The following is a 12,510-nucleotide window of genomic DNA, read 5'->3' as shown; positions in this document are numbered from 1 at the left end:
GGAGCGGCCAGCACGGTCCAGCACGCCCACACCCCACAGCAAGATCAACAAACCTAAAGCAAGATCACCCGAATTCACATCGGTGGATTCAAGTCCGGCGACATGAAAGAGTCGTTCATGACGTCTCGGCGACCAGCTTCTCCAGGTCCGCGACCAGCTCGTGCGGGGTCGGCTGGGCCAGCGCCAGGTCGCGCAGGCGCCGCGCGTTGGCCGTGAACTCCGGTTCCCCGACCAGCCGGGCCACCGCGGACCGCAGGTCGTCGGCGGTGAAGCCGTTGTGGGTGAACAACAGTCCCGCGCCTTCGTCGACCAGCCGCTGGGGACGCAGGAGGTGGTCGGCGATCGGCGTGGTCACGGTCAGCTGCGGGACCCCGGCCACCAGCGCCGCGCCGTAGCTGCCGAAACCGCCGTGGTGCACGATCGCCGCGCAGCTCGGCAGCACCGTGTGCAGCGCCACCGACTCGACGACCCGGACGTTCTCCGGGACCGTGTCCAAGGCCTTGCGCTGCTCGGGCACCAGCGCGGCGATCACCTCGATGTCCAAAGTAGACAAAGCGGCCAGGATCTCGGGGATCGAGACGTAGTCGCCGCCGAACGCGTCCGTGTTGGACGAACCCAGCGTCAGGCACACCCGCGGCCGGGACGGCGGTTCGCGCAGCCAGTCCCACACCACCGCGCGGCCGTTGTAGGGCACGTGCCGCACCGGCAGCCGCCGGACACCGGAGCGCGCGCCGAGCGACTCCGGCAGCGGGTCGATGGTCGCCTGGCCGGTGACGAGTTCCTCGTCGAAGTCCACGCCGAACGGGCGTCCGGTCAGCTCCAGCCAGTCGTACAGCGGGTCTTCCTGCTCCTCGGCCGGCTGTTCGGCCATCACCTTCAAGAACGTCGCGCGCATGGCGCACCAGACGTCGGCCCAGCACAGCTGCCGGACGTGCGCGGCGCCGCACGCCTTCGCCGCGATCGCCCCGGCGTAGGTCAGCGCGTCCCAGACGACCAAGTCGGGTTTCCACGACAGAGCGTGGGCGACCAGATCGACGACCATCTCGTCGTTGTAGATGGCGAACCCGGCCCACACGGTGAACGTGTAGCGCTGGTGCAGCGCCTCCCAGGTGTGCGACGCCGGGTCGGTGTCGTTCCAGTTCGCGATGTCGGCTTCCTGGGCGTCGCGGTTCTGCTTCATGCCCTCGTGCATCGTGTTGTCCACGCCGACCGGCACCGCCGTCAAACCGGTGCCGGTGATGACGTCGGCAAACCCCGGCGACGCGGCCACCCGCACCTCGTGCCCGGCCGCGACGAGCGCCCAGGCCGTCGGGACCATGCAGTACAGGTGGGACTTCTCGTCCAGCGTCACGAACAACACGCGCACGGGAGGGACCCTTTCAGTGTGGTTATCGGTGGCCGGAGAACGTACCCGCGAGCCGCGCGGAGATCAGCCGCAGCACCTCGGGCTGGTGGTCGGCGAGGAAGAAGTGCCCGCCGGCGAACACCTTCAGCTCGAACTCGCCGTCGGTGTGGTCCTGCCAGGCGCGCGCCTCGGCCAACGTGGTCTTCGGGTCGGCGTCGCCGGTCAGCACGGTGATCGGCGTGCTCAGCTTCGGTCCCGGTTGGTGGACGTAGGTCTCCGCGGCCGTGTAGTCGTTGCGGATGGCGGGCAGCGCCATCCGCAGGATCTCTTCGTCACCCAGCACGACCGCGTTGGTGCCGCCGAGCTTGCGGACCTCGGCGATCACCCCGTCGTCATCGAGCGTGTGCACGGACTCGTCGCGGCGGCACGCGGGCGCCCGCCGGCCCGACGCGAACAGGTGCAGCGGGGACGCCCCGGCCGCCTCCAGCCGGGTCGCGACCTCGAACCCGAGCGTCGCGCCCATGCTGTGGCCGAACAGCGCGAACGGCTCGCGGGTCTTCTCCGCCAGCACCTCGGCGAGCCGGTCCGCCAGCTCGGGGATGTTGTCGATCCCCGGCTCCAGCCGGCGGTCCTGGCGCGCCGGGTACTGCACCGACAGCACCTCGACCGAGCGGCCGAGCCCGGCGGACATCGGGAAATAGAAGCTGGCCGAGCCGCCCGCGTGCGGCAGGCAGAACAGCCGGACGGCGCCCGCGTCCGCGTCGTGGTAGCGGCGGAGCCACAGCTCCGGGTTCTCAGTCATGCGTGAACTCCGTCCTCAGGGTGGTGCCGAGCCAGCCGCGCACGGTCTCGGCGGTGGTGGCGGCGTGGTCCTCGACCATGGTGAAGTGGTTGCCCGGCACGTCGACGACGAAGTCCGCGGTGTCCCAGTGCGTCTGCCACTCCTCGGGAGCCAGCCGCCCGTCATCGACCGGGGGCTCGGACGAGCGGACCAGCAGGAGCGGCACCGACAGCTTGGCGGGCTCCCAGCCGGCCATGAGCCGAAAGTACCAGCTCATCGCCGACAGCCGGGCGACGTCCATCGGCGCGAACACCTCCTCGCGGTCGAACATGCCACCGAAGAGCTCGTCGCGGAACCGGTCGAGCGGTGAGTCCTCACGCGGCAGGTAGCTGTCGAGCAGCACGACGGCCAGCGGCGGCGTGCCCCGCGCTTCGAGGAGTTCGGCGGCGGCGTGCGCGAGCATGCCGCCCGAGGAGGACCCGAGCAGCACGAACGGCGCGCCGTCGGCAACCCGCAGCACCGACGCCGCCTGGACCTCGGCGACCGCGCGGACGCTGTTCGGCAGCGCCTCGCCCTTGACGAACCCTGGAGCGGGCAGCGCGTGCACGTCGAGGTCACCGCGGAACGGCGAGGCGAACCGGGCGTACTGGTGCACCCCGGCCAGCGCCACGTACGAGCTGAAGCAGATCAGCTTCGGAGTGCGCTCCCCGGCCGCGAGCTGCACCGATCCCGGCTGCTCGGCCAGGTCGGCGGCCGTGTCGAAGGTGGGCCGCAGCAGCGCCGCGTTCTGGAGCAGCTCGAAGCCCTCCTTCATCTTGCCGAGTTCGCAGGCCGTGCGGAACAAGCCGCTGAGCGTCTCGCCGGAGTCCACAGTGGACGTGGTCGGCACGGCCGCGCTGACGTTCAGCTCGGTCCGCAGGTGCGCGGCCAGGTCCGCCGGTGCCGGGAAGTCGAAGACCAGCGTCGGGGGCAGCCGCAGGCCGGTGGACGCGCCGAGGGCGTTGCGCAGCTCGACCGCGGTCAGCGAGTCGAAGCCGGCCACGAGGAACCCTACGTCCGGGCGCACGGCCTCGGGACCGGCATGCCCCAGCACCGTCGCCGCGGTGGCGCGGACCAGGTTCAGCAGCACCGCTTGCTGGTCGTGCTCCGGTTTCCCGGCCAGCGCGGCGCGCAGAACGTCCTCTCCGGACACCGGGGCGGCGGCCGTCGCGGCGCGTCGGGCCGGGCGGACGAGTCCCTTGAGGACGGACGCGACCTGACCGCCCAGCCCCGTGAGGTCCAGCTTCGCCGGGACCAGCGCGGGTTCGGCGAGCGAGGTGGCGGTGTCGAACAACGCCAGCCCCTGCTCGACCGGCAGCGCGTGGACGCCGCCGCGCGACATCCGCTTCCGGTCCGCCGAGTCCAGCGCGGAACTCATCCCGGTCTCCCACAAGCCCCAGGCCAGCGCTTGGGCGGGCAGGCCGCGGGCGGCCCGGTGGGCGGCGAGCGCGTCGAGGAAGGCGTTGGCCGCGGCGTAGTTGCCCTGGCCGGGCCCGCCGAAGGTGGCCGACACCGAGGAGAAGAGCACGAACGCCGAGAGGTTGCGGTCCGCGGTCAGCTCGTGCAGGTGCCAGGCGGCGTCGACCTTGGGCCGCAGCACCGCGTCCATCCGCTCGGGCGTGAGCGAGGACAGGACGCCGTCGTCGAGGACGCCGGCCGCGTGCACGACCCCGGCGAGGTCGGGGACGTCGGCCAGCAGCCCGGCGAGCGCGGTCCGGTCCGCGGTGTCGCAGGCGGCGAGCCGGACTTCCGCGCCGAGCGCGGTCAGCTCCGCCTGCAGTTCGGTGGCGCCGGACGCGCTCCGGCTGGTCAGGACGAGCCGCCGGACATCGTGCGCGGTGACCAGGTGCCGGGCCAGCACGCGGCCCAGGCTGCCGGTGGCGCCGGTGAGCAGCACGGTGCCGTCCGGCCCGAACGGGCGCTTCCCGGTGGCGGCTTCGGTGGTGGCGCGGGTCAGCCGGGCCGCGAGCAGGGCTCCTTCGCGGATCACGAGCTGGGGTTCGTCGGCGAGGACCGCGGCCGGCAGGGCCGCGACGGACTCGTCTTGGTCGTCGAGGTCGATCAGCCGGACGCGGCCGGGGTGCTCCGACTGCGCCGAGCGGACCAGGCCCCACACCGGCGCGCACGCCAGGCCGCGGACGTCGTCGCCGGCCGCGGCGGCCACCGCGCCCCGGGTCACCACGACCAGGCGGGACGCGGCGAACCGCTCGTCGGCCAGCCACTCCTGCAGCAGCGAAAGCACGCCGTGCGCGGCCGCCCGGGCGACGTCCGGCAGCTCACCGGCCGCCGGAGTGCGGACGGCCAGCACCGCTTCCGGCGCGGCCATGCCGAGACCGACCGCGGCACCGAGTGCCTTGAGGTCCACATAGGACTCGCACGTGACACCGCTCGCGTCGAGCACCGGCCCCACCTCGAGGTCGTCCGCACCGACGACGGCCCACCGCCGCGCGACGGCTTCGACCGGCGCCGGCGGGACCGGCCGCCAGTCCAGCCGGAACAGCGATTCGGGCGCCTTCCGGACCGGCCGCACCGCCCCGGCGGCCAGGGGACGCAGCACCAGCGCGTCGATCGACGCCACCGGGCGGCCGATGGGGTCGGCGAGGCTCAGCTTCACCGTGTCGTGGCCGTTCGGGGTCACCGTGACCCGGACCGCCGTCGCACCGCTCGCGTGCAGCGTCACCCCGCTCCAGGAAAACGGCAGGTAGTTGCGGCCCGCCCACTCGGCGACCGTGCCGAGCACGTGCAGCGACGCGTCCAGCAGCGCCGGGTGCAGCCCGGACCGGGCCGCGTCCGCGTGTTCCTCGGGTCGTAGCGCGACCTCGGCGTGCACCTCGTCGCCGAGCCGCCAGGCCGCGCGCAGGCCCTGGAAGGCCGGGCCGTAGCCGAACCCGCCCTCCGGGCCGCCGGTGTAGAGGCCGTCGAGGTCCAGGGGCTCGGCCCCGGCCGGCGGCCACTCCGTCACGTCTTCGGGGACGGGACCGGGTTCGGCGGCCAGCCGGCCACTGGCGTGCCGGGTCCACGGCTCGTCGTCGAGTCGCGAGTGGACGGTCACCGGGCGCGAGCCCGTCTCGTCCGGTGCGCCGAGAACGACCTGCAGCTGGACGCCTTCGCGCTCGGGCAGGGGCAATGGCGTCTCGATGACCAGCTCGTCGATGCCGCCCGCGCCGGCCTGCTCGCCGGCGCGCAGGGCCAGCTCGACGAACCCGGTGCCGGGGAACAGCGTGCTGCCCGCGACGACGTGGTGGGCGAGCCAGGGGTGGGTGCGCGGCGAGACCCGGCCCGTGCACACCACGACGCCGTCCTCGGCGTTCGTGATCGACGCGCCCAGCAGCGGGTGGTCGGGGCGGTCGAGACCCGCCATCGTGACGTCACCGGCCGGGGTCAGGGAGAACTCGGGCCAGAACCGCTCGTGCTGGAAGGCGTACGTCGGTAGCTCCGCCGAGTTGCCGGGTCCACCGAGGACGGTCCTCCAGTCCACTGTGGAACCGCTGACGTGCAGTTTCGCCAGGGCGGTCAGCAGTTCCCGCGGCTCGTCACGGTCCTTGCGCAGCAGCGCGGTGACCACCGCGCGATCGTCCACTGAGGACGCGGCCATCGCGGTGAGGACGCCGTCCGGGCCCAGCTCCACGAACCGCGTCACGCCCAGCCCTGCGAGAGTGGCGACGGCGTCGGCGAACCGGACCGTGCCCCGGGCCTGGCGCAGCCAGTACTCCGGCAACGTCAGGTCGGTCGCGGGCTCGCCGGTCAGCGTCGAGACGATCGGGATGGTGGGCGGGGCGAAGACGACGCCGGCGAGGACCCGGCCGAAGTCCGCGAGCATCGCGTCCATGGCCGGCGAGTGGAAGGCGTGCGAGACGCGCAGCCGCCGGGTCTTGCGCCCGGCCCACTGCCGCCCGACCGCCAGGACGCCGTCCTCGGCGCCGGAGACCACCACGGACGCCGGTCCGTTGACCGCGGCGAGTTCGACACCGGCGGGCAGCGCCGGGACGACTTCGGCCTCGGTCGCCTCGATCGCGAGCATCGCTCCACCGGCCGGGAGGGCCTGCATGAGACGGCCCCGCGCGGCGACGACGGCGCAGGCGTCGGCCAGCGACCACACGCCCGCGACGTGCGCGGCGGCCAGCTCGCCGATCGAGTGCCCGGCGAGCCGGTCCGGCCGGACGCCCCAGGATTCGAGGAGCCGGAAGAGGGCCACTTCGATCGCGAACAGCGCGGGCTGGGTGTAGCCGGTCTGGTCGAGCAGCTCGGGTTCGGTGTCGACGACGTCCAGGAGCGGCCGCTCGAGGTGGGCGTCGAACTCGGCGCACACCTCGGCGAAGGCTTCGGCGAACACCGGGAACTCGCGGCGCAGCCCGGCGCCCATGCCGAGCCGCTGCGCGCCCTGCCCGGTGAAGAGGAACGCGATGCCACCCTCGGCGCGCACACCCGTGCTGACGCCGGGCGCGGGACGGTCGGCGGCGACGGCGGCCAGCCCCCGCATCAGGTCGTCCCGACTTTCGCCGACCACGACCGCGCGATGGGCGAAGACCGTGCGGGTCGCCAGTGCGGTGCCGATCTCGGCGGGCGCGGTCGCGTGGGCCGCGACGTGGCTCAACAGCCGTTCGGCCTGTCCGCGTAGAGCTTCCGGGGTGTGCCCCGACACGACCCAGGGCACCCAGCGCCCCAATGTGGCCTTCGGTGCGTTCAACGCACCCAAGGGGCCCTTCGGTGCGTTGAACGCAACCAAGGCCACATTGGGGCGCTCTGGTGCCTGCTCGATGATGACGTGGGCGTTCGTGCCGCTCACGCCGAACGACGAGACGCCGGCGCGGCGCACGCGGTCGTCCTCCGGCCACGGCACGGACTTCGCCAGCAGCCGCACGGAACCTTCGGACCAGTCCACATGGGACGAAGGCACGGCGGCGTGCAGGGTCTGCGGCAACAGACCGTGACGCAGGGCGAGCACCATCTTGATAACCCCGGCGACGCCGGCCGCCGCCTGCGTGTGACCGACGTTGGACTTGATCGAACCCAGCCACAGTGGACGGTCACGGTCCTGACCATAGGTGGCGATCAGCGCTTGCGCCTCGATCGGGTCGCCCAACGACGTCCCGGTCCCGTGCGCCTCGACGGCGTCCACATCGGACGATGACAGGCCCGCGTTCGCCAGTGCCGCCCGGATCACCCGTTGCTGCGAGGGGCCGTTCGGGGCGGTCAAGCCGTTCGACGCGCCGTCCTGGTTCACCGCGCTGCCGCGCACGATCGCGAGGACCGGGTGCCCGTTGCGGCGCGCGTCGGAAAGCCTTTCCAATACCAGCATTCCGGAGCCTTCGCCCCAGCCGGTGCCGCTCGCGTCGTCGGAGAAGGCGCGGCAGCGGCCGTCCGGCGACAGGCCCCGCTGACGGCTGAACTCGACGAACGAGCCCGGCGTCGACAGCACGGTGACCCCGCCGGCGAGCACGAGCGAACACTCCCCCGCGCGCAGGGCCTGGATCGCCCAGTGCATCGCCACCAGCGACGACGAGCACGCCGTGTCGACGGTGACGGCCGGGCCTTCGAGCCCGAGTGCGTAGGAGATCCGGCCCGAGAGCACGGAAGCGGCGTTGCCGGTGCCGAGGTAGCCTTCGGCGCTCTTCGGCGCCAGCGCGAGCAGGGCGGGGTAGTCCTGGCCGTTGGTCCCGGCGAACACGCCGACCGGCTGACCCCGCAACGACTCCGGGTCGATCCCCGCGCGTTCGAGAGCTTCCCAGGACGTCTCGAGCAGCAGCCGCTGCTGCGGGTCCATGGCGAGGGCTTCCCGGGGTGAGATCCCGAAGAAGGCGGGGTCGAACAACGCGGCGTCGTCGAGAAATCCGCCTTCGCGGGCGTAGGACGTGCCTTCGCTGTCGGGGTCCGGGTCGTAGAGCGCGTCGAGGTCCCAGCCACGGTCGGCCGGGAAGCCGCCGATGGCGTCGCGGCCTTCGGCGAGCAGGGTCCACAGCTCGTCCGGGGTGTGGACGCCGCCGGGGAACCGGCAGGCCATCGACACTATCGCGATCGGCTCGTCGTCGGTCCGGGCCGCGACGGGCGCGGCCACCGCCGGTCCCGCGTCGCCGGCCAGGTGCGCGGCCAGGGCGTTCGGCGTGGCGTAGTCGTAGATCAGCGTCGCGGGCAGGCGCTGTCCGGTCGTCGCGGCGAGCCGGTTGCGGAGTTCGACCGCGGTCAGCGAGTCGAAGCCGAGGTCCTTGAACGCCCGGTCCGGCTCGACGGCCAACGCGTTCGCGTAGCCGAGCACCAGCGCCACGGCGGTGCGGACGGCGTCGAGCACGTCGGCCGGCCGGTCGGCGGCGGGTTCGGCAACCGGCCGCGGCGGGACGAGTCCGGCGAACACCGGCGGCAGGACCGGGGCCGCGCCGAGCACGGCGAGGTCGAACCGGATCGGCAGCACCACGGGCTCCCCGGCGCGGCAGGCCGCGTCGAAGAGCCGGAGTCCCTCCACTGTGGACAACGGGATCATGCCGGTGGCGCCCAGCCGGCGGCGGTCGCGGTCGGCGAGGGCGCCGGTCATGCCGCCGGCCTGCTCCCAGAGGCCCCAGCCGAGCGCGAGCGCGGGGAGGCCGTGGTCGCGGCGGTGGCGGGCCAGCGCGTCGAGCCAGACGTTGGCCGCCGCGTAGTTCGCCTGCCCGGCCGGGCCGAGCGTGCCGGAGATCGAGGAGAACACGACGAACGCGGTGAGGTCGGCGGTCAGCTCGTGCAGGTTCGTGACGGCGTCGATCTTGGGACGCAGCACGGCGTCCAAGCGCTCGGGGGTCAGCGCGGACACGACGCCGTCGTCGAGGACGCCGGCGACGTGGACGACGCCGGTCAGCGGCCGGTCCGCCGGGATGGTTCCCAGCAGGGTCGCCAGCGCGGCACGATCGGCGGCGTCGCAGGCCGCGACGACCGGTTCCGCGCCCAGCTCGGTCAGGTCCGCGACCAGCTCGGCCGCGCCGTCGGCGTCGGGACCTCGACGGCTGGCCAGGAGCAGGTGACGCACGCCGTACCGGGTGGCCAGGTGACGGGCGACGAGTGCGCCCAGCGCCCCGGTGCCGCCGGTGACGAGCACCGTCCCTTCCGGACCGAAGGATGCGGACGGTCCCGGCTCGGAGGACGTCAGCTTGGCCAGGCGCGCGGCCCGGATCTCACCGTCACGCAGCAGGAACTCGGGCTCGCCGGTGGCGAGCGCGGCGGGCAGCAGGCGCGCGGCCGCCGGGTCTTCGACGTCGGCGAGCACGAACCGGCCGGGGTTCTCGGCCGCGGCCGAGCGCACCAGCCCCCACACCGGAGCCTGCGCGAGGTCCGCCACCCCGTCGGCAACAGCGGCGTTCCGCGTCAGCACGACCAAGGGGCGGCCGTCGAACCGCTCGTCGGCCAGCCACGACTGCACGAGCCGCAGCGCGCGATGAGCCGCTTCCCCCGGCGTGGCACACCGGAACGGGGCGACCAGGACGTCGGGCAGCGCACCCGCTTCCGCGACGCCGTCGAGGTCGGGGTGACAGGCCAGCGCGCCCAGCTCGGCGAACAGGGCGGCACCGAGTTCGCGGTGGCCGGAGCCGAGCACGGCCCACGCGGCCGGAGCGGGCGCTCCCGCCTCGACCGGGACCCAGTCGAGCTTGAGCAAGCTGTCGCGGGTGGCGCCGCCGACCGGGCGGGGCAGCTCCGGCCAGTAGGTCTCGCGCTGGAACGCATAGGTCGGGAGTTCGCACGCCCGCGCGCCGGGAAACAGCTCGCCCCAGTTCGTCCGCGCGCCGCGGACGGACACCGTCGCGACGGCGGCCAGCGCGGTCCGGACCTCGTCACGGTCCTTGCGCAGCATCGAAGCGACGGTCGCGCCGGGCAGGCACTCCTCGGTCATCGCGGCGAGCACGCCGTGCGGCCCCAGCTCCAGGAACCGCGTGGTCCCGGCTTCTGCGAGCGCTGTCACGGCGGCGGCGAACCGGACGGGCTCCCGGACCTGCCGCACCCAGTAGTCCGGGGTGGCCAGCTCGTCGGTCACCGGCGTGCCGGTCACCGTCGAGACGATCGGGAGCCGCGGGCGGGCGTACGTGATCCGTCCCGCGACCTGGGCGAACTCGGCCAGCATCGGGTCCATCAGCGGCGAGTGGAAGGCGTGGGAGACGGTGAGCCGCCGGGTCCGGCGGCCGAGCGCGGCGAAGTGCCGCTCGATCTCGTTTGCGGCCGCCTCATCGCCGGACACCACGACGGAGTCCGGGCCGTTGACGGCCGCGAGGGAGACCGCGCCGGTGAGCAGCGGCGTCACCTCGTCTTCGGTGGCCTGGACGGCGACCATCGCGCCACCGGCGGGCAGGGCCTGCATGAGACGTCCGCGCGCCGCGACCAGCTCGGCGGCGTCGGCGAGGGAGAACACGCCCGCGACGTGCGCCGCCGCCAGCTCGCCGATGGAGTGGCCGGCGAGATGGTCGGGCGTCACGCCCCAGGACTCCAGCAACCGGAACAGCGCGACCTCGACCGCGAAGAGGGCGGGCTGGGTGCAGGCCGTCTCGTCGAGGTGCTCGCCCGAGTCGATGACCGTCTTGAGTGGACGGTCGAGGTGCCGGTCGAACTCCACGCAGATCTCGTCGAAAGCGGTTGCGTAGGCGGGAAAAAGTTCGTGGAGCTCGCGGCCCATGCCGACGCGTTGGGCGCCTTGGCCGGTGAACAGGAACGCCGTCAGTCCCTCGGCGACCGCGCCGCGGACGAGCCCGGGCACGTCGTCGCCCTTCGCGAGCGCGCGGACGCCCTCGGCCAGTTCGGCCGCGTCGCCGACCAGCACGGCCCGGTGCTCGAAGGCCGATCGGGTCGTGGCGAGGGCCAGTCCGATCCCGGCGGGGTCACCGTCAACCCCGGCCAGCCGGGCAGCCTGCGCCCGCAGCGCGGCCTCCGACCGTCCGGAAAGGACCCACGGCACGACACCAGGCACACTTTCGGCCACCGGCAAGGCCTCTTCGGCCGGGGGTGCGGCCAGGAGCACGTGCGCGTTGGTACCGCTCACCCCGAACGCCGAGACGCCCGCGCGGCGCACCCGCCCGTCCGCCGGCCACGGGACCGGCTCGGTCAGCACGCGGACGTCCCCGGCCGACCAGTCCACCCGCGACGTCGGCCGCTCGACGTGCAGGGTCTTCGGCAGGACGCCGTGGCGCAGGGCGAGGGCCATCTTGATGACCCCGGCGACGCCCGCGGCGGCCTGGGTGTGCCCGAGGTTCGACTTGATCGAGCCGAGCCACAGTGGACGGCCCGCCGGCCGGTGCTCGCCGTAGGTGGACAGGAGGGCCTGCGCCTCGATCGGGTCGCCCAGGCTCGTCCCGGTGCCGTGCGCTTCGACGGCGTCCACATCGGACGGTGACAGGCCCGCGTCGGCGAGCGCGGCGCGGATGACCCGCTGCTGCGACGGGCCGTTCGGGGCGGTGAGGCCGTTCGACGCGCCGTCGGAGTTGATCGCCGAGCCCGCGACGATCGCGAGCACGGGGTGCCCGTTGCGCCGGGCGTCGGACAGCCGTTCCAGCAGCACGACACCGGCGCCTTCGCCCCAGCCGGTGCCGTCGGCACCGTCGGCGAACGCCTTGCACCGGCCGTCCGCGGCCAGGCCCTGCTGCCGGCTGAAGCCGATGAACGCGCCGGGCGTGGTCATGACCGTGACGCCGCCGGCGAGCGCGAGTTCGCACTCCCCTTCGCGCAGCGAGTGCGCCGCCCAATGCAGCGCGACCAGCGACGACGAGCACGCCGTGTCGACCGTGACGGCCGGGCCCTCCAAGCCGAGCACGTAGGAGATTCGTCCGGAAAGGACACTGGCCGCGTTGCCGGTGCTCTCGTAGCCGTCGCCGACGCCGGGTGCCAGGCTGAGGAGCCCCGGGTAGTCCTGGCCGTTGGTCCCGGCGAACACGCCGACCGGCGTGCCCCGCAGGGAGTGCGGATCGATCCCGGCGCGTTCGAGGGCTTCCCAGGACGTCTCGAGCAGCAGCCGCTGCTGCGGGTCCATCGCCAGGGCCTCGCGGGGTGAGATCCCGAAGAAGCCCGCGTCGAACGCGCCCGCGTCGCGGACGAACCCACCCTGGTCGACGTAGCTCGTGCCCGGGTGATCCGGGTCGGGGTGGTAGACGGTGGCGAGGTCCCAGCCGCGGTCGTCCGGGAAGTCCGTCAGCGTGTCGGTGCCGGTTTCGAGCACCCGCCAGAGGTCCTCGGGCGTCTCGACGCCGCCGGGGAACCGGCAGGCCATCGAGACGATCGCGATCGGCTCGGACGTCGCGGATTCGGCCTCCCGCAGGCGTTCCCGGGTCTCGTGCAGGTCCGCGGTGACCTTGCGCAGGTACCCGAGCAGCTTCTCCTCGTTCACGTCGCACCCCGCCCGCCG

The 12,510-nt window shown here is 73.6% G+C and carries 3 protein-coding genes; all 3 read right to left on the bottom strand.

The window, feature by feature from the left end:
- Positions 1 to 115 precede the first annotated feature (115 nt).
- From AB0N03_RS49475 to AB0N03_RS49465, 3 genes are read right to left on the bottom strand one after another with little or no spacing between them, the layout of a single operon-like run.
- Positions 116 to 1,366: an activator-dependent family glycosyltransferase gene (locus AB0N03_RS49475; RefSeq protein WP_364388001.1), complete on the bottom strand. Its 1,251-nt coding sequence runs from the start codon at positions 1,364 to 1,366 to the stop codon at positions 116 to 118.
- A 22-nt stretch (positions 1,367 to 1,388) separates the two neighbouring features.
- A complete protein-coding gene (locus tag AB0N03_RS49470; protein WP_364387999.1) occupies positions 1,389 to 2,147 on the bottom strand; it encodes an alpha/beta fold hydrolase in 759 nt (252 codons plus the stop codon).
- The gene (locus tag AB0N03_RS49465) at positions 2,140 to 12,492 is read right to left on the bottom strand and encodes a type I polyketide synthase (RefSeq protein WP_364387997.1); all 10,353 of its coding nucleotides are present in this window, start codon (positions 12,490 to 12,492) and stop codon (positions 2,140 to 2,142) included. The genes AB0N03_RS49470 and AB0N03_RS49465 overlap by 8 nt, the downstream gene beginning before the upstream one ends.
- Between the last annotated feature and the right edge of the window lie 18 nt (positions 12,493 to 12,510).

Origin of the sequence: Amycolatopsis sp. NPDC051061 (assembly GCF_040682935.1) — a bacterium.
Lineage (GTDB): Bacteria > Actinomycetota > Actinomycetes > Mycobacteriales > Pseudonocardiaceae > Amycolatopsis.
The sequence above is the reverse complement of the archived record's forward strand: the minus strand, read 5'-3'. Positions and strand labels throughout refer to the sequence as shown.

What these genes read in the sequence shown, in the direction of transcription:
- AB0N03_RS49470 (WP_364387999.1), bottom strand. Translation starts at nt 2,147, where the DNA reads ATGACTGAGAACCCGGAGCTGTGGCTCCGCCGCTACCACGACGCGGAC.